Here is a 20,994-nt window from a genome sequence, read left to right as displayed (position 1 = left end):
AGTGCCTGATAAGAGCTTGCGGAAAAATGGCCGGAAAAATTAGCGGCGCCGTGGAGGTTTCACGATGGGCAGATCGTGGTCATAGCGCCCGGTCGTCGTCGGTGACTGGTGGCCCGCCGCGTCCTGCTTGTCGCCGCGGTTGCCGACCGTATCGGTGACGCCGCGATGCTTCAAACCATGCAGGGAAAAGCGATCCTGTTTCTCGATCACGCCCTCGCGCATGGCCATGGTGATGAAGCGCTGCCACGAACTCTCCAAGGATGACTTGGCCATCGGGTTGCCGGTCTGTTCCACCAACAGCACGCGGTTCTCCGGCCGCAGGGGCACAGCAAAGTTCCGCCCCTCTCGATTCCAGATCGCGCTGCGGCGGGCGGCCAGTTCTTCCCATGCGGCAGTCATCGCTTCATCCCACTCGGTCACGGAGTCCCGAGAACCCTTCCTGCGCTGCCCGTGTACGCCTTCCTGCAGACGGTGGGCATCGGTCAGGGTGCAAACCTCAATGCCGCGCAGGCGCGCACTGTAGGCCAGCACCATGACGGGCGCGATGTAGGGCGGGCAACTGCCTTTCGTATGCGATGGCCGTGCGCCGCGTTCGCGCGCGAACGCCAGCACCTGGTCGAATGCGGCCGGGGTTGGCATCCGGTGCTGCTTGGCTTCCTTGGCTTGGCGGACGCCGGCGGCGGGGTTGTGCGCACACAGGCCGTTGCGGACGCCCCACGCGAGCGTTCTACGCAGGTAGCGGAAAAGGTGGTTTGCCTTGCTTGGGGTCGGCGGCAGCGCGGGTTGATGGCGATTGGCAGGCCGGCCCATGGCGAACACCTCGACTAGACGCTGCACAACCGGGGTCGTGATGCGGTCCACCAGCACGTCGCCAAGACAGCTGCCATCGCGGCGGATGTATGCCGCCAGGGCATCCGCATAGCGCCGGTAATCACCCTGCGTGCCCAGGGTGAGTTCCTTGAACTCCATGGATTCGTGAAAGCGGTCGAACAGGTAGCGCAAGGTGCCTCGTTGATGCCCGTTGACCTGGGCCTCAACGATGGCATGTAGATCCGACAGCCGGGCGCCCTTGTAGGCCACGGTCTTGCGTACAGGCCGCCCGCCTTCGGCGTGAGGCGTGTAGATGAACCAGCGCCCGTCGTGCCAGTAGATCCCGCGCGGAAGGGCGAGCTGGTCGATATGTGCCGGAATATCCGGATTGAACTTGCGCTTCCTGCCGACACCCATCAGATCAAATCCTCTTCCCGTTCCATCTCAGGGCCAGCGTGGCCCAGCCCAAGGGCGGCGTTGAGCGCCGCCTCGGTGGTCCAGATGCCGCCCTGTGCGTCGTACTTGTACCGGATACCTTGGCGGTCTGCCCAGCGGCAGACCGTTGAGGCCCTCGGTACGGGCCCTGCCGGGCGGCATAGCCGCTGCAGGGCTGCGAAGGGAACTACCTCGCGCATCAGGCCGCCCCCCCTGTCAGGCGCAGACCCAACTGCACTACGTTACTCACCGCTGCCGGCACTGCGACATCGCCTGGCCGAAGACTGTGCATTTTGTGCCAATGCGCCCAGGCCAGGTCGAAGCTGGGGCATTTCGGCGTCGTGCTGCAGCGGCATTCGATGAAGTGGCCACCCTTGGACTCCAGCCTGCGCCCGTCGAGCATGTATCGGGCTTTGTGGCCACGCGGGCAGGAAGGCAGCAGCCGAAGTGGCGTTTCTTCTCGCTGGGTCATGCGCGGATCCCCAGGGCCAGGCCCTGCTGGTGGCCAGCTGCGGATGCGCTCGGGCTGATCCACAGGCATTCGGTTCGCAGAGTGCAGCCCCGACCGGCACTGATCCGCGACCGGGTTTCCACCCGACGCCAGTCCTGCAAGGCCGCGTCGTACAGGTCTGTGCGGTACCCGGAGACAACGACCATCCCGCGCAATCCGTTGAGGCAGTCCAGCAGTGCTTGGTGGTCGGTCTCAGTCATTTCATGCCGGTAGTAACCGGCCTTGCCGGCCTGCATCACCCGGGTGCTGTGTACGTACGGGGGATCCACGTAGTGCAGGGTTTGAGCGCCATCGTGCTGCAGCATTACCTCGATCGCCGGCCGGTTCTCGACCAGCACCCCGGCAAAACGCTCCGCGATCGCCGCCAGGCCGCCCGGGAAGCGCGCCCAATGGTGCTGCGCAGTTCCGTAGGCACGTTGGGAATCAATGCGAAAGCCTGTCTTCCCCTTGGTGGCGCCGGCAGATCCGAACCCCATCTGCGCCCTGATCAAAAGCCGGCGTGCCCGCTCAACAGAATCTGGCGTCGGTTCCCACGCCTGTTCGAACTCGGCGCGGGCATACGGGGTGAACACGCATGCCTCGGCCAGGCGTTCGCGCTGCGCCGGGTCTTGCAGCACACGGAAGAAGTTGACCACGTCGCCATCGAGGTCGTTGTAGACCTCTGCGTAGCTGCGCGGCTTGGTGAGCAGAACGCCGGCGGCGCCACCGAAGGGCTCGACGTACGTGCGGTGCGCCGGCAGATGTTGGTGCACCCAGGGCGACAGCCGGAACTTGCCGCCGTGGTAGCGGAATGCTGGGGCGGTAATCATGCGGCCACCGCCAGCGGCATTTCCACCGGGTCCAGGTTGGCCACCGCCACGGCGAACAGCGGCGGTGGGCTGACGCTGTTGCCGACCATGCGCACTGCGGCGCTGATGGTGAGCGGCGTGCCGTCGGCGGTGCGATCGATGATGTAGCCGGCCGGGAAGCCCTGGGCCCGGAACAGTTCGTGCGGCTTGAGCATCCGCAGCCCGATATCCACGATGACGTAGGGCGTGCCCTTGATCACGACGGTAACCAGCGCCAGCCGGTCCTTGGTGGTGACGGTGTCCAGCGGGTCGCGCGGGTCCACGGCGATGCCGCTGCCGTAGTACTTCACTAGGAACGCCGCCACGCGCAGGGCGCCTTCCTGATGCTCAGGCGAAAGCTGGGCCACGTCGGCGGTGACCAGCTGCTGCTGGCTCCCGCTGGCAGTGATCGTGCTGACCGGGTCGCGCGCATCGCGCCCGCCGCCCTCGTAAAACCCACCGTTGGCCTGCTCAAGGAAAGCGGTCATCAGGCCTTGGCCGCCGCCGCTGGCAACGATGGTTCCGATCGGCCCTTGGATATCGTTGATACCGTGGCTGAAGCGCTTGCCCGGGGTTTTTCCTTCGCCGTGTCCCATCTGCACCAGGCATGGAGCAGCCACCGCGTGCTTCACCCCACCGGCGACCACGGTGCCCAACGGCTGCTGCAGGTCCAACGCACGCGGCGCCTGGCCCGCGCGTTCCCCGTAGCCGGTCTGCACCAACACGGGCGCTACGAGCGCGGGGTCAGCCTTGGTGGTCATCGTGTAGAGCGGTTCGGCGCCGGAGCGCGGCTCCGACTGCCCGGCCCGGCCGCCGACCCCGGCGAGGATCGGGCTGACCACCGAGAAGTGGCCACCCTTGACCCCAGCGCAGACCGTGCGCAGCGGCTCGTCGCCGGCCATCGTGCGCTGATTGCTGGCATTGGCATGCTCGGCAATGAAGGCAGCGGCAGGTGCGCTGTTGTCCGCGCAGCGCGGCGGCACCGGCACCACGAAGGGATCAGCAGCCTGCAGCACGTGCCGCATCACGCCCTTGGCGACGCGGCGCATGGTGGCGTCCGCGAGGTCACGCTTGCGCCCGAAGATGGACGGGCAGGGGATGCTGAAGTCCAGGCAGTCGGCGGCGGACACGCGCGGCTTCTGGCCCGGCGCGGAGCCATGGCTGGCCGCCGGCCACACAATCGGCTCGCCGTCGCGGCGGCCGAGCAGGAACAGTCGCTCGCGGCTGGTGCCGGCGCCATAGTCGCTCGCGACCAGCTTGCGCCATTCGACCGCGTAGCCCAGCGCCCGCAGCGCGGCGACGAACTGACGCCAGGTGCGGCCGGTGTGCCTCTTGTCAGGCACCAATGCCTGGCGCTCGACGGGAACGCGCTCGCCCTTGTCGGCAATGCGATTGGTCAGTACCGGCTTGCCTTTACGGAACATCGGCTTTCCGGTGGCCTCATCGACGGCCTGAACCAAATCAAGGGTGACGACGCGGCCGGTCTTGCTGCACCGTTTGGCGACCAGCGGGCCCCAGGTCAGGATCTGCCACACGTTCTCCATCGAGAAGATGCGCGGCGCGGTGTTGGTGCCGTTGACCAGGTCAGCACGCAGCAGCATGCCAATCCACTTCAGCACCACCCATGACAGTGCGCGGGTCTTCCTGCTGCGCGGCTGGCCGCCCTTGGCCTGGCTGAAGTGCGTGCAGTCCGGCGAGGCGTGGAACCAGCCGATGGGGCGGCCGGCAACGTCTACGCGCGGGTCTGCATGCCAGATGTCCTCGCGGTGGTGGCTGGTGAGCGGGTGGTTCGCGGCGTGCATGCCGATCGCAAGCGCGTCGTGGTTGTAGGCCAGTGCCGGGTCTTGGCCGAGCGCCTGCTTGAGCGCCTCGCTCGCGCCGCCGCCGCCGGCGAACAGGTCGACCACGATCTCGCGCGGCCGCAGGCGGGAGCGCTGCGGCAGTGGGAAGTTGAAGGAATGGGAGCCGTCAGCCATGGTCGAAGCCCTCCTCGACGCAGCGCGCCGCCTCGGCCAAGTGCTCGACGGTGTCTTCATCGATCCGGTGAATTGCCTGCGCCATCGTGTAATCCATTTCCGTCAGCCAGTCGTGGCGGTTGAGCACCAGGGCAGCGGTCAGCGCCTCGCCGGTCGAGAGCGGGCCGGTGCGGCCCAGGCGCTTGGCGGCGAGCGCAACCTGAATAACGCGGTCGAGGTTCATGCGGCCATCCCCGTGCGACGCACGGCCATGGGGGTCCGGCGGCGCAGCTGCTGCGGGATCTGGCCCACGGCCAGGCCGCTGTGGCGCCGGCGAGCCGGGCGGGTGATCCACAGGTGGTGCAGAAATGCGCCGCCGGCGGCTGGGCCCAGCAGGATCATCAGCAGCTCAACCATGGCACACCGCCCCGGCGTTCGTGCCGATGCTGGCCAGTGCCTGTTCGATGTGAATGACCTGGGTGCCGAGCAGCGAGGCCGCGCGGTGGGCGTAGGGTTCGCTGCAGGACAGGTAAAGAAATCCATGCCGCTGCAGGCGCTCGCCCATCAGCTTCACGTCTTCCAGATCGATGACGCGGCTCAGGCCGAGCTTCCTGGCAATGGCGGCACCGTGGAGGGTCTTGCCGCTGCCCTGCGGGCCGTAGATCACGACGGACTTAACCATGGGCCACCTCCTGCGCTGCCTGCGCGACTGCGGCCGGCGTGGCTTTGTGGCCGGGCAGCATGTTGGCCACCTCGAAGGGGAAGGGCAGGCGGTCGGCCAGTTTGGCCAGTTCCGCCGAGATCCAATGCCCCTCATCGGCGAATTCATCGCGGCCCTTGACCAACACCCAGCCCGCCCGGCTGCTCTTTCGGCGCTCGAATACCCGCTGGGCCACCTTGTGGCCGCCCATGTTCAGGGTCGCGGTGGCGATCACCTGGTTGTGGGTGACGTGCAGCACCAGGGTGGCGCTGCACTCTTCCCCAGCCCCTCCATCAATCCCCACATTCCCCACACCCGTGGTAGCCTCCGCCCCGTGTCCGGTGCTGGAAACCTGCGGAAATGCGGGGGTGGTTGCGGCTTCGCCGTTCATCTTTTGCATTGCTCTCTCCTGGGCTTCTGTTGGTAGATGGCCTTGGGGTGGTGTTGGCGCACCGCCCGCCGGACCGTTTTGTTGCGTTTCGTCCTACTGCTTTTTGAATACCCAGCACTTCACCGTGAAGCTGCTGCCGAGCATGGTGTTGCGGATGTTGCTGTTGACGGCGGTGTTGGCGCTGATGAGCTTGTAGCGCCTCGAATCGGTCAGGTGCTTGCGCAGGTCGACCAGGTCAGGGACCGCCTGACCGTGCTTGCCGGCTTGCGCCACGAACTCGTTGAGGTTGATGGCGATCTTGTTGGGGTCGCGCGAGTGGTTGAGCAGCGGCCGCTCGCCGTTGGCCAGGCCTTCGAGGTACTCGTAGGTCTCCCAGAACTCGTTGACGATCTTGTGGTCGGCACTGATGGCCATCTGGCGTTCCATGGCCGCTTCCACCAGGGCATCGCGCGTGGCGACCACCATGTGTTCCGGGACATCGAGGACCAGGCGCAGGCAGTCCAGCAGGGCCAGCATCTGCGCGTGGTTCTTGATGACGCGCTCCAGCCGCAGATCCGTCTTCTCGCGCAGCCGGCCCTCGAAATAGGTCACGCGCTCTTTGAACTTCTCCAGCACCTGGCCCTCTGCGCGCACCGCCTTGATCAGGAAGTGGCTGAGGTCTTCCACCTGCAGGGCATTGAGGTTGTCGGCCGCGATGCGGCTCTCGGCGGTGACATTGGGCTTGCGGAAGTGCAGCTTGACGATACGCGTCAGGATCGCCTCGCTGGCATCCACGGCCGCGTTCTGGCTGATGACAATGGTCCCCCGGAAGGGCGGCTCGTACGTGTCATTGCCGCCGTTGCGCACGCCGCGCGTGGCCAGGGTGCCGCCGCCGAAGTAGTCCTTCAGCTCATCCCACTCAAACGATCTGGAATGCGCCTTGTCAGGCGCGTCGCGGTCGGCTTCCAGCAGCACCACCGGCATGCCCGAAATCTGGCCCATGGCGCGGGCGCGGCCGGCCTTGGACGACTTGGCCGGGTCGAAGCCTTCGTAATCGCTGCGTGCGAGCAGCTTCCACAGGAAGGTCAGTAGGGTGGTCTTACCCGCGCCGGCCTCGCCTGTGGCCTCAAGGAAGGGAAACGACTTGTGGGCGCTGCGGATCTGGTTGGCAAAGAGCGAACCGAACCAGAACGTGAGGGCGATCATCCCGTGGGTACCAAAGCACATCCAGAGCCACTGCATCCACTCGGTGCGGAACGCCTCGGCATCGCGCTGAATATCCATGCGGATGGACTTCTGCGTGGTCTTCAGGCGCAGCTTGTTGAACTCGAAGTAGTCCTCGGCATTGGCGAGGCTGATCTCGCCGTTGCGCACCGCGATGTCGCCGAAAATGTACGCGCCGTGGTCTGGGCTGTACCCGACGAAATCGACGGTGTCGACGGTTTTGATGTTGAACAACTGGTCTTCCATCATGCGGTCCAGCTGGTGCCCCGAGCCGCTGAACACCGCGCCTTGGGCCAGGCTGATGATCCGCTTCTTGAATTCGGTGGAGCTGGCGACCTGGGGGCCGGTGAAAGTGCCCTTGACCGAGGGGGCGTCGTGCGGGAAGTCAACCCGGAAGAAATACCAGCTTTCGTCAGTGGCCTCATGGCGCTGGAAGTACAGGGCTTCGGGATAGCAGTTGGCGATCTGCCGGACCGACGCGGCGGCGCGCTGGATCTTGGAGAGTTCCTCTTCCTCCAGTTCGTCCCCCTCGCTCAGGTCACGGTCAACGGCCCGCTCGCGGCACAGCTTTTCATAGCGCTGCGCGTCGAAATCGAACCAGTACAGCCGCGAGTGATGTTCCAGATGGAACTCGGTCTGCTTGTCGTGGCCGTAGACGATCAGGCCCTTGTCCATCGCGGTGCGCGCCATGAGCAGGTCGCCCTGGTAGCGAGCCTCGACCAGGTCGGCATCCCACTGTGCCTGCTGGTCATCGGCCGCCAACGCGCGCAGGTGCAGGTCATTCCAGTCGGTCTTCCTGCCGTCGCGCTGGACGATCTGGGCGGCCTTGGACTTGAAGCCGAGCTTCTCGGCGCGCTTGGCGTGTCGTTGGATGTAGGCGCGTGCGCCCGGCTCGTTGTCCAGCGCCCAGATTAGGGTTGGCAGGTTGCCCGGACGCAGCGCCTGCAGTTCACGCAGCGAGGCCTCCGGGTAGGCGTTGCTCGACATGGCCGATACGGCACAGTTGCCGCGTTGAAGATGGGCGATGGAGTCGAAGATGCCCTCCACGATCCACACCTCGCGCGCCTCGCGCATGGCGGTCAGCGCAGCGGGCGCCGCCCACCAGACGCCGGCGTAGCTTTGGCCCGGAGCGAACCGCGCTTTCTGCTTGCCGAACCGGTGCGGGCGGTCGATGAGGCGTTCCCACCAGCCGCCCTTGGCCAGCGGGAAGCGCACAGTGGCAGTGCCGGCGGAGATCCGGCGGTCGTAGTAGTTGTCCTGCGTGTAAAGGCCCTGCAGCGGCCGCAGGTCGAATCCCCGGGCGGTCTGTAGGTAGGCGTCGGCGGCGGCGTTCGGCTTGGCCTCGGTCTGCACATGGCGCTTGGAGTAGTCGTCGAAGAGATCGTCGTACAGGTCCTTGACGAACACTTCCTGGCCGCACTTGGCCTGTCGGCCACAGCGCAGCACCCACGGCTTTGAATAGCTGGTGTACAGCTCTTTCTTGCCGCAGTGAGGGCACTTGCCCCCCCGCATGTAGTCAGTGCTGCTGCGGTGTTTGAGGCCGTAGTCCCGCTCAACGCGCTGCAGGACTTGCTGGCGGATGTCTTCTTGCATGTCCAGGTCAGCCCTTGGCCGCGGTTGAGGCGGTGGTGTAGAGGTGGTGCATGGCTCTCTCCTGAGCGGGGTGTCCCGGGTTCCAGCGGCGTTGGCGCGCCGCTGGGCCGGGGCGGTGCGTCAGCTGTTCAGGGGCAGATGACCTTGCGGGGGATCAAAGCTGTCCAGCGGCAGGCCGATGGCGCGCATCTCCTCGTGCAACAAATTGGTGAAGGCAATGCGCTCGCGTTGGTCGCTCATGCCGTCCCGGGTTTTTGCCAGGGTCATGAGGTCGCGCAGTGCCATGTTTCGACCGCTCTTGAACGCGACTCCCTGCGTTTCGTAACGGTGCAGGACGCCAGCCCACTCGATCTGGAGGGCCAGTACCTGGTCGGCGGCGTCGATGTTGCCATTGGCGCGCATGCGGTCGGTGCTGATCCGGGCCAGATACATACGCGACCGGTCCAGGCGGAGGTACAAGACACCCTCAGGGGGGGACTTAAGTCCCCCCAAACCGGCGATTACGGGGGGATCAAGGCGGGTTGCGCCATAGAGAACGGCGCTATCGCCCTCTTGGAGGGTACGTCTTGCACCCCGCCAGTCGATGCCGGCGAGGTCTGTCAGCGGCTTTGCTTCGATGTATTCGATGCCGTTTTGTTCCACCACCATGAGCGTCAGCCCATGGAAGGTGATGAAGCTGACGGCACGGGTACTGCGGTCTTCAGTTTGCTGCATGGCTCTCTCCTGGTGGGTCGCATTGCCGATGGTGCGGCGTAGTGGGTGCATGGCTCTCTCCTGAGCGGGGTGTCCCGGGTCCTTGCGGCGTTGGCGCGCCGCAGGGCCGGGGCGGTACGGAGTTATTCGTCTGCGGGCCTGGAGCGGCTGAGAATTTGATACATGTCGTCGCGGATGTACTCGGAGACGGCAGCGGTGTGTTTCGGGTCTATGCCGTGTTCCCTGGCCACCTCTTCGGTGATGGTGGCCAGCAGGTCACACGCGTGGGCTGCGCGCCAAAGGCGCTGGTAGTCACCGCTGCCGATCAGCTGCGCGCCACGGTCGTCATCGCCACCCGGGGGCGGCGGTGGGTTGCGCGCCGGCGGGGTGTGGCTATTGGGGTTGGCCATCAGTGCACTCCCTTGGTGATGTCGCCACCGCTGTACAGCCATGCGAAGAAGCGCTCGGCTTCGCCAGGGGAGAGCAGGAAGATGGCCTGGCCGATCTGCAGGCTGTAGCCGGCTGCAGGGCGAATCAGATGGGAGTACGCCGCGACCATGGAGACGCACACATTCGACTCGGCATGTACGCAGGAGACGTACACGCAATTCTTGTCGGTGGAGGCGCGCACAACGATGCCGGGGCTGGGCGATGCCAGATCGATCACGGGGCGCAGGTTTGGGTGCTTGGTGGCAGACATCAGTGGCCACCCCGCTGGTCGGCAGCACGGGCATGCACTGCGGCGGTAGACGTGGCGATGTAGGCATCCAGTACGTCGCCGAGGGTGAGCGACAGGGCAGATTTGCCCGTACCGACAAGCCGGGCGATCAGCGCCTGGTAGTCGTCGTGGGACCATTCGAGGGTGTCGGCGATGAAGCCGAAGACGGCGGCAATCTGCCGCGAAGGGTTGCTGCTGGACGCAGTTGTGGCGTCTTTGCTCATGGTGCGCGTACTCCATGCGTTTAAGGAGTCCGCCACCGCCGAGTCCAATCGGAGGTGGTGGACGACGCGGAGTTGGACTACCGGGGAGACGCGCAACCCGGCGGGGCCGGGGCCCCCACCGCGCCGCCCACCATAGAAAGGCTGGGGGCACACGCGCCCGGCACGCTGGCCGGGCACAAAAAAAGCGCCAGCAGGTGTCATGGGCGCTTTCGCGCGCATCTCTGTCAGGAGTCCAATCCCGGTCGCCGAATTTGCGGCGACGGGTGAATAGTTGCTCCATCCGTGGGCGGGTGTCAAGGGGAATTGATGGGATTTGTGGAGAGTGTTCACAACGTTCACAGCGGTCATGCCTTCACCGGAGCGGGGAGGGGAGCGGTCAGCACCAGATAGGCACTGCCAGCGGCGATGTGCGCTGTGACAGCGGCGCGCAAGGCATCGGCATCGCGTTGTTTCTCAGCGAGCGACACGTGCTTATCGCGGGTGGGAGAGGTAACCAGGGCCGGCTCCATGGCCGTGGCCCAACCGTCACGATGTGTCTTCTGGCGAATCATTGGCAGCACTCCATCGCTGGCGACAGGGTCGCCAGTTCGTTTCCGTAGTTCATGAGCGCCTTACCTCAGGCGTTGGTGTGTTCAGTAGTGCTGCGCGCAGCGTCAATGGCGTCGAGCAGGTCCAGCTGGATGTAGCCCTTGCCTGCCTTCCACGCCAGGTGCATCTGAGTACGGAGAAAGCTGGGCGTCGGCGGCAGTTCACTCGGCAGGGCCGTAGGTACGCCGCTGGGGCTGGCGATGCCGGTAAGTTCAGAGTGGCCGCTGTAGCTCGCGCAGCACAGTGGGTTCTCGCACATGTAGATGTCGTTGCGCAGGTACTTATGCACCAGGGTGCTGGTGCGTTTGATGAGGCGCGAGCCACACGATTCGCATGAGAAGATCACTCGCCCACCAGCGACCGCGGTCATGCCGTCTTACCCCTCGCTGACTTCGCTGCGGGCTTCCGCGCGGGTTTGCTGGGTTTCGTGCAAGAATTGGGAACGTGCTTGATACCGAGTGCGACGGCAGCAGCGTGGGACTTTCCGAAATTCCCTTTGCCCAACCCGCGCAGCGCATCGTTCACAGCATGGCGGCAGAGGTCGTTTTGTTCGGCGAATGCGGTGACGGTAATACCGTTGTCGCGCAGCCACTGGCGGGCCTCCCCGGGAGTTCGCAGTTTTTGCCGAGTCGTGCGACGTGTTGCAGCCATTCCGTTTCCCCGTGTTAAGCGAATAGTGAAAAATGTTTCACTATCTTAGGTGAAAGATATTTCACCCGTCAAGGAGGTTTGAGCGTGAGTGTGGGTCTTAGGCTGAAGGAAGAAAGGAAGCGTCTGGGCCTTACCCAGGAGGCCATGGGCGTTGCCTGTGGTGTCAGCAAGCGCACACAGATCTTCTACGAGACAGACAGCGTGGGCGCCAGCGCGGCCTACCTGGCGGCGGCTCATGAACTTGGTGCGGACGTGGCATACCTACTCGTCGGGCAGCGCGAGCGACTGAGCGAAGCCGAAGCAGATCTGTTGGCCGTCTGGCGCAATGCGACAGCACCGGCACGCGTCGCGGCGATGGTAGCGCTGAACGGCGGCACATCCTCCGGCACCGGTTCGGCGCCGCGCACAAACTTCCCCAACGCCACGATAGGCCAGCAGTTCAGCGGTGACGTTGATCTGCGCGGGCAGAAGATCGTGGTCAAGGCGAAGAAGGCATCGAAGAAACCTATCGCGTAAGGCTCATCCCGCGCTCTATTCAGGCCGCTAAATCGCACGAACAAGGCGCCGGTGTGGCGTGCGACAGGGTGTGAAGGATTATGGGTTGCAGCGGTGGTGTTGAGCGTGGTGCGGTGGCGTGCGTCTGCAGTGGCCAGACCGTGTTTGAAGGGGCCGTGATCGGCCAGGTATTCACGGGTGACGTGCAGATGCAGTGCCCCCACGCGCAGCAGCACCATGCAGCGTGCCTTGAACGGCAAAGGGCGCCCGTCGAAACGGGGCGCCCCTTGTCCACCGCCCTGGTTGCCATTGCTATCTGGCAGGCCACATACCCAACGCCGGCTGTTGAATCCGTCTGCGGATCGTCGCTGTCGCACGCCGCCATGTTCCTTGTCGCTGGCGCCGTCACCCGCTATCTCAAGCCGAGGTTCCTGGGCTGGATTTGCCGCCGTGCTCAAGCTCTAACGCGGTCGTGAAACCGCTGCCGCCGTCGAGGGTGTGTGTGCCCCTGACCACAATCCAGTCGGTGCCGTCGATCTCGGGCTTGAAGCCGCTGACGTTCAGGGTCTGCCCGGGGTAGATGTCTGCGCGCCCCAGCGCCATCTTGTAAATCAGCTGGGCGGTACCGCGTCCTAGGCGCTTGAACTCCGCCTGGGCATGCTGTCTGGCCACGGCCTCAGTCGGGTAAGTGGCCTGCAGCTTCTTTTCGTTCTTGTCGCTGCCCACCAGCACGGACTTGCGCCGCGCTGCGCCTCGATCCCCCCAGTACGCGCGCACCCCTGTGACCTGGTCGCGGTCTGCAACGGTGTATCGGTGCGAATCACCTGAGGCGCGGGTGAGGCGCTGCACAGGCAGTTTCAGCCCGCTGGGAGTGGTGGTGCTGTCGATCGGGCTGAAGATCAGCGTTCCGGCCTTGATCGTTGCCACGGCATCGAACCGCCTGCCCAGCCGTGTGATGAGGTTCACATCGCTTTCGTTGGCCTGGTCCAGATGCGGAAGGGCCAAGGCATCCAGGGCAGGCGCCACGGCCAGCTTCAACGAATGGTCACCGGCCAGCGTGCGCAGCACCGCGCCCAGCGTGGTGTCGTGCCAGCTGCGTTCGCGCCGGGTGCGGATCGAATGGGTCAGGTCCGCGCTGCGGGCACGGATGGTGATGATGTCGGGCGGGCCGCTGTGTTCGGCCTCATCGACCTCGAAGGTGCCTTTGTTGATGATGCCGCTGTCGGCCCAGCCGAATGCCAGCGCCAGGCTGACGCCGCGCCGTGGCAGGGCCAGGCGGCCGTCGTGGTCGTGCAGGCGCAGGTCTACCTGGTCGGCTTCATCGCCCCGGTTCTCGGTGAGGGTCAGGTCGAGCAGGCGCGGGGCGATGCGGTCGGTGATGTCCTGGCCGTCCAGCGTGGCGCGCCAGATCGGGACCGGATAGGGCGCGCTCATGCCGCCTCGCCTACGTCGTCGTCGGGCGCGCGCCCCAGCTGCAGCTGGAAGTCGATGCGCCGAGGCGTGCCATCGGAGAAGAACTCTGTCCGGGTCTCGTTGATCGACAGGATCACATAGCCGCCGTAGACGGCGCCATTGCCCTCCACCAGCGCCAGCGGCCGGCCGGCGTCGGCCAGCTCGCGCAGCACGTCCAGGGTGAGCAGGTCGTCGGTCAGCTCGGCATGGATTACGCCGGACAGATCGATGGTTTCTTCGCCGGGGCCGACGTACTGTCGCGCGGCCCGCGCGCCGACGCGCTCGCTGGTGGGGTGGCGCCACGACATCTGGCGCTGCAGTTGCTGGTAGGCGGCGGTGGAGAGCGAAAACACGAACGTGCCAAGGGACATCATCATTGCGGGGGCCTCAGTCGGTCAGGCGGCTGTGGTGGCGCGAGGCGGTCTCGCGGTCGCGGCGGTCCAGTTCTGCGCGCACAGCCTGGGCGATGGCTTGGGCGTCGGCGCCGGCGCCGGCATGGATGGTGATTTGGTACGTGTTGCCGCCGGCAGCCGCGCCGCCGGCGCTGGCCGCCGATGGCGCCATGACCGGGCTGCTGCCGACCGGCACCACAGGCGCTGCAGCGGCCGCCATAGCGATACCGGCACCAACGCGCCTCATACGGTCGCCAAGGCCCGCCACGGACTGCAGGGCGCGATCCTGGCCCCTGTTCAAACCGCCGGCCAGGCCTTGCATGGTGTAATCGCCCAGCTGGGCGAACACGCGTGATGGGCTATGGATACCCAGCATGCCCTTGAACGAGTCGATGGCACCGCCGGCAACACCGGCGATGCTGTCGCGCACGGCGCCAGCCATCGAACTGATGCCGCTGACCAGGCCGCGCACCATGTCCACACCGGCCTGCATCATCCGCGCCGGCCAGCCGCCGAGCAGCGTGCTGATGCCGTTCCAGGTCTGGATGAAGCCTTCGCGCAGCTTGTCCCCGTTGCCGGTGAAGATGCCCACGATGATGGCCCACGCGCCTTGCAGGAACGTCCAGGCGCCGGTCATGGTGGCTTTGATCGCCGGCAGCAGGAACATGAAGGCGTCCACCAGCCAGCCGATGGCCTTGACTGCCGCGCGCAGGTTCATGGTCAGCACCGTGCCCAGGATCTGGCCGAATCCGCGGCCGGCGCTGGTGGCCCCGGCCAGCTGCTCAGTGGTTGCCTGGAACGGGGCGAACAGCTGCTTGACCCAGGCCCATGCCTTCCCCATCGCAGCGGCCACCTGATCCCATACCGGGCCCAGCGGCGCGAGCGCGGCGCTCAGTTCGTCAAGGATCGGCCCGACGACATCGCCGATGCCCTGCCACATGCCGATCATGAACGCCTTGATGGGGCCCCAGTATTTCCAGACCAGCACGGCGACCAGCGCCACGGCCGCGCCGATGGCAAGCACGGGCGCGCTGATCCCGCCCAGCAGCGGCAACAGCATGCGGCCGACGTTGAGCAACATCGGGAATGCGCGGCCGCCGAGGGACAGCACACGGGTGACCAGGCCGCCGATGCCGCCGGCCGAACTGAGCAGTGCGATGGCGCCATGGATCTGGGAAAACGCCATGGCGACCACACCGGCGCCCAGCAGCAGGCCACCCAGCACGGTGACCAGGGTGGTGCCGACGATGGCGGCCTTGGCGAGCGACTTCACCAGCTCCGGGTTGGCGCGGACCCAATCGATGATCCGCTTCACCACCTGCGATGTGCGCTCGGCCAGCACCTTGAAGTCCGGCAGCAGGGTCTCGCCGATGGCCTGCGCGGTCACCCCGGCCGCGTTCTTCAGCAGCTGCAAGGCGTTCTCGGAGGTAGCCACGCGCGAGGCGTACTCGGCGTTCATCGAGCCGCTGTACTTGGTGGCGTCGGTGACCTTGTCGAAGTTGGTCTTGAGCAGGTCCAGGTTGGTCAGCAGCGGGGCGATCGCGCCCACCGACTCGCGCCCGAATAGGGTGGTCATGGTAGCCGCCTGCTCATGCTTGGGCAGCTGCTTGAGCTTTTCCAGGACCGACAGGATCGCCCCACCGGCATCGTCCTGCATCGCCTTGGCCATGGTGGTGGCCTTGATGCCGAGGGTGTCGAACGCGGCCAGCTGGCGCTTGGTTGCTGCCGTGCCGGAGCCGAGCGTCAGCAGCATGTTCTTGATGCCGGTGGCCGATACCTCCGACTCGATACCCATGCCGGCCACGGTCGCGCCCAGCGCGGCCAGCGGCCCACTGCCGAGGCCGGCCACCTCGCCCAAGGCGCCGATGCGGTTCACCACCTCGCTGATCTTCTGCACACTGGCCGGGCCGGTGTTGCCCAGATAGTTGATCTTGTCGGCCAGCACCACCACGTCGTCCTGGCCCATGCGGAAGGCAGTGCGCCAGGTCGCCATCGTCTGGCCGGCGTCCTCGGCGGTGGAGTCGAACGCCACGCCCATCTTCGCCGCGTCCTGGGCAAAGCGCACCAGCTCATTCTTGGCGATGCCGGCCTGGCCGGCGGCGGCGACGATCTTGGCAATGTCGGTGGATGCCATGGGCAGAGCCAGCGACAGGTTCTGCACGTCGCGCGCCATCTTGGCGAACTGCTCGGGGGTGTCGAAGTCCACGACCTTCTTCACGTCGGCCATGGCCGACTCGAAGCTCATGGCCTCCCGCAGCGGCAATGCCTGGGCCATCAACGCACGCTGCCCACCGAAGGCCATACCGGCGCCCGTGGCGGCCATGCCGATGCCCGCGCTCTGCAGCTTCCCTGCGCGTTCCTTGGCCTTGGATGCCAGGGCCAGGTGCCGCTCCTGTTTGCGGATGCTCTCGGTGGTGCGTGCGATGTCGGCGCGCAGCTTGCGCTCTCCCGTGGAGAGATCACGGGTGCTGATTCCCGCCCGCGCCAGGCCGTCGCGCAGGCGCTGAAGCTCGGCGGCCTGCTGTCCCTGCTTGGCCTTCATCAGACCGGCAACACGCGCGGCGTCCTTGAATTCCTTGGTTAGCGCACGCGAAGGGCCGGCGGCCGACTTCATGCGGGTGGCCAGCTCGTTCACGCGGGCTTGCTGCTCGGCGTAGGCGACGGCGGACTGCCGCGATGCAGCGGCCTGCTGCCGAAACGCGCTCAGGTCGCGCTGGGTGGCGTTGAACTTACGCAGCGCATCGCGCGACTGCAGCAGCTGCTCGGCTACGCCCTTGCCGCCGCGCTGGATCTTGCGGAATGGCGCGGTCACCTTGTCCATTGCAGACAAGATGACCTGCATACGCAGGTTGTCGGCGGCCATCAGCGCAGCCCCTCAATGTGGGCCACCGGGAGGTCATGGTGGTGCGACGGGGAGAGGGCTGCGCTGCTGGGGGTCATTTGCTGTTTCCGCTACGTTCGACGGCTCGCTCCCGCCATTCCATCAGTTCGGTCACGCTCCAGCGGTCCATCTCGCTGGGCTGGAAGTGGAAGATGACGGCCACATCGGCCATCGCGTCCTCTACGCGGTGAGGGACGCCCGGTCCGCCTTCTTCATGAAAAAACCGGCAATCTCGGTGCCCAGCGACACCAGGTCGGCCGGGTCCAACTTGTCCACATCCGCGGTGGTCAGCGTCGGGAAGGTGATGCGCGGGGCAAGGGTGCGGATCGCCGTGACGTCCATCTGCAACAGGTCGAGCAGCTTCACGCCGCGCAGCGAGCCGGCGTCGGGCTTGCGGACCTGCAGCTTGTTGATGACCTGGTCACCACGGGTGATCGGGAAATCCAGGTCGATGCTGGCAAAGCCGGCGTCCGTCGTCTCCGGCACTGGCGTCGGAGCCGGTGCCGTAGCCACAGGCGCGGATGGGGCGGATTCGCCACGGCCGAGCGCGGCGTCGAGGATCGGATTGCCGGTGGAGGTGGTTTCGTTCATGGGGCTTTCCTTGTGGTGGGCGCGGCCCGGCAACATCGGGCCCCGCAGATGGTCAGACGCCGATGGCGCGGCGTTGTGCTTTCAGCAGGTCCACGCCGTTGACGATGAAGATCATGGCGAGCATGTCGATCTCGATCTCCACACGGCCGTTGATCGTCAGCTTGTAGTAGCTGGCCGAGGTTTTCACGCTGAACTCTGTGTCGTCGCCCGGTTTACCGGTGCCGGGATCGAGTTCGCTATGTCGGCCGCGGATGACGATCTCCACCGCATCGACGTCGCCGGTGTCATCGCGCTGGTAGGCGCCGGCAAAGCGCAGCTGTACGCCGTTATGGCGAATAGCGCCGTACTGACGCAGCACCTCGCGCATTAGGCCGCCACACTTCCACTCGGCCTCGATCTTCTCCTGGCCCAAATCGATATCGACGGGGCCGGCCATGCCACCGGCGCGGTATTCCTCCATCTTGCGGGTCAGGGTGGGCAGCTTGAATTCGGTCACCAGGCCGAGATAGCTGACACCGTCGTTGAACAGGTTGAGATTCTTGAGCTTGCTGGGCAGTGCCATATCGGGGATTCCTCAGTGGTGCCGCTCAACCGCTGATGCGGCTGGGGAAGTCGGCGAAGTAGCGGTCGGTGATGCGCTGGTTCAGCTGCAGGCTTTCCAGCGGCGGCACGTGGGTGTAGTCGTAGTCGATCACCAGCTGGCCGGCCGACAGCGTGGTCGGCAGGTTGGCCGCTTCGTCGTACCAGGCGTTGGCGTCGATGATGTAGCCGCCGGCCTTCAGCTCGCGGAACTTGGCGTTGATGCTCTCCAGAATGTCCTTGACCTGGCTGGGGTGCAGCGGCTTGTCCATGTAGATCATCATCGCCTCGGCGATGGTGTCGGCCAGGATCTGCGCGGTGCGGGTGGCTGGCTCGAAGGCGAACAGCACATCGTCGCTGAGCGTGCGCGATCCCCAGAAGCGGTAGCCGTTGGCGTTGACCAGCGTGGTCACGTCGGCCGCGTTGAGCAGGCCGGCGTCGGTGGCCGGGTTCTGCAAATCCCAGTGCACGTCGCGGCTGATCCCGGTGACGCCGGCAACGGTGACGTTGGACAGCGACTTGTGCCAGCCCTGTTCCTGATCGATCTTGGCGCGCAGGCCGACCGCCCGCGCGGTCGCGTAGGCCAGGTCTGCGGTATTGGTGGTGGTGTTCCAGGCGACGAAGTCGGGCCAGATCATCATCAGCTCGCGCTGGCCGAACTCGGCGCGGTAGGTCAGCACGTCGGCCACCTTGCCGTTTGCTGAGGCGCTGACGTAGGCCATCGCGCGCAGGCTCTTGGCGACGATGGCCAGGGCGGTCACCACCTCCTGATTGTCCAGGCCGGGTACGGCCAGGATGCGCGGCTTCACGCCCAGCTGGGCCTCTGCCACCAGCAGCGCATGCATGCCGGTATAGCTGCCGGTCTCGGTGCCGCCGATCACGTTGCTGGTGGTTGCCGGCTCGGTCGTGCCTTCGGCCACGCGGACAACGACGGTGACCGGGTTGGCCTGGTCGGCGATGGCACGCAGGCTGCCGGCCAGGGTGCCCTTGATGCCGGCCTTGGCGATGGCGCCGCGCACGTCGGTCAGCAGCACGGCCTTGTTGAGCGGGAAGGCGGTGGCATCGGCGTCCTCGGCGGTGCAGACGATGCCGACGATGGCGGTGGCGACGGTGCGGATGGGGCGGACACCGCCATTGACTTCAACGACGCGTACGCCGTGGTGGTACTGGTCCATATCGGGCTCCTTGGGGTCAGGTTTCGCGGTAGCGGAGGGGAACGGTCAGGCGGGTGAATTCGTTGGATCGCGGCGTGCGGACCCGGCGGCAGGTCACGTCAAGCACGAACGCGCCGGGCCGGGCGCCCTTGGCCAAGGCCAACTGGGTGATCTGGATGCGGGGTTCCCAGCGCATCAGCGCGGTGGCCGCAGCGCCGTAGAGACGCAGCTGGGTAGTGGGATTGAACGGCTGGTCGACCAGCTCGGGCAGCAGAGAGCCGAAGTCGCGGCGCTGCACGCGGGTGCCGATGGGCGTGGTCAGGATGCGGGCGATGGATTGCACCAGGTGCGCATCGTCATCCAGCCAGCGGCCGGTGGCTTCATCCATACCTCTCATCGCGCCGCGCTCCAGTGGGGCGTGCGCGGTGGCAAACGATGGGATTTTGCTGGGGTCCAGGCCATGACCTCATTGTCATGAGGTACACCGGAGATACAGCCGGGGACAGCGTGTAGCGGCTAGATAAACACCAGCGGCTACGGGTTGCCAGGCAGTTCCGGCAGCTCGGGGATTTCCGGTAGCTCGATCTCGGGCAGGTCGATGCTGCAGGAGCCGATGCGCGCCGATGCTGCGTCGATGGCGCTCTGCAGCTTGGCGATGGCAGCGGTGATCTGTGCGATCTGCAGCGGCAGCACCAGCATAGGCTTCACGTACGGTTGCAGAAAGGCCGTAACGAAGTCGGTGATCCAGGTCACGATCTGCGCCGGATTGGCGGCAGGCGGGGAGAGCAGCGCCATGATCGGCTGCAGCGCGGCCAATTGCGCGCCGATGCCGGCCAGCAAGGCATTGGCCGATTCCATCGCTTCGGTGGACAGCGCCTGCAGTTCAGCGCAGGTCTGCACGGCGTTGATCTGATCGGCCAGGCGATCAAAGGTCTCGGCATTGAAGGGGAGGGAGCCTTGCGGGTTCATGGATGCCTCAGAAGATGTTGACGACGATGCCGCGCTCGACGGTGACGACTTGCCCAGTTGGCGTAGTGAAGGTGCCCGAGGCGCCCGTGCCGGCGGCGAGGTTGCCGGCGGCCGAGGCGCTGCCGGTAGCGCGTGTGGTGGGGGTGTCCAGCACCACCGCCGCGCTGGCGTGCACCTCGGCCTGCTGGCAGTTCACGATCACCGTGCCGGTACCGACGTTCACGGCCAGCGTCGAGGTGGCGTGGTTGTACTCGACCACGCTGCCATCGGGGTAGGCGGTGCGGTCTACGTCCTCGCTGTCGGCCGGTTGCGGGAAGCCGTCCTGCGGGACGCTGCCCAGAATCACGGCCTGGCCGATGTCTCCGTCCGGGCACGCCAACAGCACCTGCTCGCCTACGCCCGGTACGTGCCAGGTGCGACCGTTCGGGCCGGCGCGGCGCTCCAGCCAGGTGATCCAGTCGGTTTCAATGCCACCGGTGCTGACCCGCACACGGGCAGGCCGCGCGGTGCGCACCGCCGTAACGGTGCCGAACCGCAGCATGTTGCTGACCTCGGCGGGCATATCACCGCGTGCCATAGCGATCAGCCCTGCCCTGCATCTGGTGCCGGCGGCACGGGCAGGATCTCCGCAGCCGGGACGATCTCCCAGAGGCCCAGGGTGTCGCTGTACCGCCACGGCCCTGGTCCATCCAGGGGTGGTGCCACGTCGATGGCCGTCGCCGGCAGAGGGACGCCAGCGGCGAGCATGGGCAGGGGCAGGGCGGTGTGTTTGTCCCAGATCACGGTCTGGCTGTAGTCCGGCACCAGCTCCCACCCCTGCAGCTGCTCGCTCCAGCGGCTCCGTGCCGGCGTCCCTACGTCCACCACCAATGGGGTGATGACGGTCAGTTCGCTGGGTGGCAGGTCGCCCACCACCAGGCGATTGGGGCAGGCTTTGCCGCTGGCCTTGTCCCACAGCGCCGCAGAGCGGTAGTCCGGCACTACCTCCCAGGCGGTGTGCTGTGTGTTGATTCGCCACGACTGGTACTCGCCCACCGGTTCAGTGGGTGCAAACGCCACCGTGTTGTCCGGCAGTGGGCACGTTCCGTCCTGCTCAGGAAATACCCGCACCGGCAGCAGGTAGGCGCCGGTGATCTCATCATAGGAGTGACCAAAAAACTGCACAGCGCGGTTGTCATTCAT

General features: G+C 66.0%; 27 protein-coding genes. 1 reads left to right on the top strand and 26 read right to left on the bottom strand.

Features of this window, described 5'->3' with window-relative positions:
• Window positions 1-39: 39 nt before the first annotated feature.
• The 15 genes from AC3ITM_RS16930 to AC3ITM_RS16860 all read right to left on the bottom strand — a co-directional run bounded on the left by AC3ITM_RS16930 (window position 40) and on the right by AC3ITM_RS16860 (window position 11,299).
• Window positions 40-1,227 (bottom strand): site-specific integrase, encoded by a 1,188-nt coding sequence (locus AC3ITM_RS16930; protein ID WP_489266687.1) that lies wholly within the window; start codon window positions 1,225-1,227, stop codon window positions 40-42.
• Window positions 1,228-1,713: 486 nt separating this feature from the next.
• On the bottom strand, window positions 1,714-2,565 hold the full coding sequence (locus tag AC3ITM_RS16925; protein ID WP_489266685.1) for a DNA adenine methylase: 852 nt from the start codon (window positions 2,563-2,565) through the stop codon (window positions 1,714-1,716).
• Window positions 2,562-4,559, bottom strand: coding sequence for a DNA cytosine methyltransferase (locus tag AC3ITM_RS16920; protein WP_489266683.1), 1,998 nt, complete (start codon window positions 4,557-4,559; stop codon window positions 2,562-2,564). The genes AC3ITM_RS16925 and AC3ITM_RS16920 overlap by 4 nt, the downstream gene beginning before the upstream one ends.
• Window positions 4,552-4,782: a hypothetical protein gene (locus AC3ITM_RS16915; RefSeq protein ID WP_489266682.1), complete on the bottom strand. Its 231-nt coding sequence runs from the start codon at window positions 4,780-4,782 to the stop codon at window positions 4,552-4,554. The genes AC3ITM_RS16920 and AC3ITM_RS16915 overlap by 8 nt, the downstream gene beginning before the upstream one ends.
• Window positions 4,779-4,955 carry a hypothetical protein gene (locus tag AC3ITM_RS16910; protein WP_489266680.1) on the bottom strand — a complete coding sequence of 59 codons (177 nt, stop codon included), beginning with the start codon at window positions 4,953-4,955 and terminating at the stop codon, window positions 4,779-4,781. The genes AC3ITM_RS16915 and AC3ITM_RS16910 overlap by 4 nt, the downstream gene beginning before the upstream one ends.
• Window positions 4,948-5,220, bottom strand: coding sequence for a hypothetical protein (locus tag AC3ITM_RS16905; protein ID WP_489266678.1), 273 nt, complete (start codon window positions 5,218-5,220; stop codon window positions 4,948-4,950). Before AC3ITM_RS16905 ends, AC3ITM_RS16910 begins: the two co-directional genes overlap by 8 nt.
• Window positions 5,213-5,638: a hypothetical protein gene (locus AC3ITM_RS16900; protein WP_489266676.1), complete on the bottom strand. Its 426-nt coding sequence runs from the start codon at window positions 5,636-5,638 to the stop codon at window positions 5,213-5,215. Before AC3ITM_RS16900 ends, AC3ITM_RS16905 begins: the two co-directional genes overlap by 8 nt.
• An 84-nt stretch (window positions 5,639-5,722) precedes the next feature.
• Window positions 5,723-8,425 (bottom strand): toprim domain-containing protein, encoded by a 2,703-nt coding sequence (locus AC3ITM_RS16895; protein ID WP_489266675.1) that lies wholly within the window; start codon window positions 8,423-8,425, stop codon window positions 5,723-5,725.
• A 120-nt stretch (window positions 8,426-8,545) separates the two neighbouring features.
• A complete protein-coding gene (locus AC3ITM_RS16890) occupies window positions 8,546-9,190 on the bottom strand; it encodes a hypothetical protein (protein WP_489266673.1) in 645 nt (214 codons plus the stop codon).
• Between the two features lie 71 nt (window positions 9,191-9,261).
• Window positions 9,262-9,528 (bottom strand): hypothetical protein, encoded by a 267-nt coding sequence (locus tag AC3ITM_RS16885; RefSeq protein WP_489266672.1) that lies wholly within the window; start codon window positions 9,526-9,528, stop codon window positions 9,262-9,264.
• Entirely contained in the window at window positions 9,528-9,818 is a 291-nt protein-coding gene (locus AC3ITM_RS16880; RefSeq protein ID WP_489266670.1) for a hypothetical protein, read from the bottom strand. Before AC3ITM_RS16880 ends, AC3ITM_RS16885 begins: the two co-directional genes overlap by 1 nt.
• The gene (locus tag AC3ITM_RS16875) at window positions 9,818-10,060 is read right to left on the bottom strand and encodes a hypothetical protein (RefSeq protein ID WP_489266668.1); all 243 of its coding nucleotides are present in this window, start codon (window positions 10,058-10,060) and stop codon (window positions 9,818-9,820) included. Before AC3ITM_RS16875 ends, AC3ITM_RS16880 begins: the two co-directional genes overlap by 1 nt.
• Before the next feature lie 344 nt (window positions 10,061-10,404).
• Window positions 10,405-10,611 carry a hypothetical protein gene (locus AC3ITM_RS16870; protein WP_489266666.1) on the bottom strand — a complete coding sequence of 69 codons (207 nt, stop codon included), beginning with the start codon at window positions 10,609-10,611 and terminating at the stop codon, window positions 10,405-10,407.
• Between the two features lie 65 nt (window positions 10,612-10,676).
• On the bottom strand, window positions 10,677-11,018 hold the full coding sequence (locus tag AC3ITM_RS16865; protein WP_489266664.1) for an ogr/Delta-like zinc finger family protein: 342 nt from the start codon (window positions 11,016-11,018) through the stop codon (window positions 10,677-10,679).
• Window positions 11,015-11,299, bottom strand: a complete 285-nt coding sequence (locus AC3ITM_RS16860) for a helix-turn-helix domain-containing protein (RefSeq protein WP_489266663.1) — start codon at window positions 11,297-11,299, stop codon at window positions 11,015-11,017. Before AC3ITM_RS16860 ends, AC3ITM_RS16865 begins: the two co-directional genes overlap by 4 nt.
• An 84-nt stretch (window positions 11,300-11,383) precedes the next feature.
• Here AC3ITM_RS16860 and AC3ITM_RS16855 point away from each other — a divergent pair, with 84 nt between their 5' ends.
• Entirely contained in the window at window positions 11,384-11,815 is a 432-nt protein-coding gene (locus tag AC3ITM_RS16855) for a helix-turn-helix domain-containing protein (protein ID WP_489266662.1), read from the top strand.
• Between the two features lie 396 nt (window positions 11,816-12,211).
• Here AC3ITM_RS16855 and AC3ITM_RS16850 read toward each other — a convergent pair whose 3' ends face one another.
• The 11 genes from AC3ITM_RS16850 to AC3ITM_RS16800 all read right to left on the bottom strand — a co-directional run bounded on the left by AC3ITM_RS16850 (window position 12,212) and on the right by AC3ITM_RS16800 (window position 20,994).
• The gene (locus AC3ITM_RS16850; RefSeq protein ID WP_489266660.1) at window positions 12,212-13,228 is read right to left on the bottom strand and encodes a phage late control D family protein; all 1,017 of its coding nucleotides are present in this window, start codon (window positions 13,226-13,228) and stop codon (window positions 12,212-12,214) included.
• A complete protein-coding gene (locus tag AC3ITM_RS16845) occupies window positions 13,225-13,623 on the bottom strand; it encodes a phage tail protein (protein WP_489266658.1) in 399 nt (132 codons plus the stop codon). Before AC3ITM_RS16845 ends, AC3ITM_RS16850 begins: the two co-directional genes overlap by 4 nt.
• Window positions 13,624-13,633: 10 nt before the next feature.
• Window positions 13,634-16,504 (bottom strand): phage tail tape measure protein, encoded by a 2,871-nt coding sequence (locus AC3ITM_RS16840; RefSeq protein ID WP_489270128.1) that lies wholly within the window; start codon window positions 16,502-16,504, stop codon window positions 13,634-13,636.
• A 70-nt stretch (window positions 16,505-16,574) separates the two neighbouring features.
• Window positions 16,575-16,691, bottom strand: a complete 117-nt coding sequence (locus tag AC3ITM_RS16835; RefSeq protein ID WP_489266657.1) for a GpE family phage tail protein — start codon at window positions 16,689-16,691, stop codon at window positions 16,575-16,577.
• A gap of 8 nt (window positions 16,692-16,699) precedes the next feature.
• Window positions 16,700-17,110, bottom strand: coding sequence for a phage tail assembly protein (locus tag AC3ITM_RS16830; RefSeq protein ID WP_489266655.1), 411 nt, complete (start codon window positions 17,108-17,110; stop codon window positions 16,700-16,702).
• 52 nt (window positions 17,111-17,162) lie between these two features.
• Window positions 17,163-17,672 (bottom strand): phage major tail tube protein, encoded by a 510-nt coding sequence (locus AC3ITM_RS16825; RefSeq protein WP_489266654.1) that lies wholly within the window; start codon window positions 17,670-17,672, stop codon window positions 17,163-17,165.
• A gap of 25 nt (window positions 17,673-17,697) precedes the next feature.
• Complete coding sequence (locus AC3ITM_RS16820) at window positions 17,698-18,864, bottom strand: phage tail sheath protein (protein ID WP_489266652.1); 1,167 nt, start codon at window positions 18,862-18,864, stop codon at window positions 17,698-17,700.
• 16 nt (window positions 18,865-18,880) lie between these two features.
• Window positions 18,881-19,240 carry a GPW/gp25 family protein gene (locus AC3ITM_RS16815; RefSeq protein ID WP_489266650.1) on the bottom strand — a complete coding sequence of 120 codons (360 nt, stop codon included), beginning with the start codon at window positions 19,238-19,240 and terminating at the stop codon, window positions 18,881-18,883.
• A gap of 137 nt (window positions 19,241-19,377) precedes the next feature.
• Window positions 19,378-19,812 (bottom strand): hypothetical protein, encoded by a 435-nt coding sequence (locus AC3ITM_RS16810; RefSeq protein ID WP_489266649.1) that lies wholly within the window; start codon window positions 19,810-19,812, stop codon window positions 19,378-19,380.
• Window positions 19,813-19,819: 7 nt separating this feature from the next.
• On the bottom strand, window positions 19,820-20,389 hold the full coding sequence (locus AC3ITM_RS16805) for a phage baseplate assembly protein V (protein WP_489266648.1): 570 nt from the start codon (window positions 20,387-20,389) through the stop codon (window positions 19,820-19,822).
• Between the two features lie 5 nt (window positions 20,390-20,394).
• Entirely contained in the window at window positions 20,395-20,994 is a 600-nt protein-coding gene (locus AC3ITM_RS16800) for a hypothetical protein (RefSeq protein ID WP_489266647.1), read from the bottom strand.

The organism is Stenotrophomonas sp. KH_029, assembly GCF_057839765.1.
The sequence above is the reverse complement of the archived record's forward strand: the minus strand, read 5'-3'. Positions and strand labels throughout refer to the sequence as shown.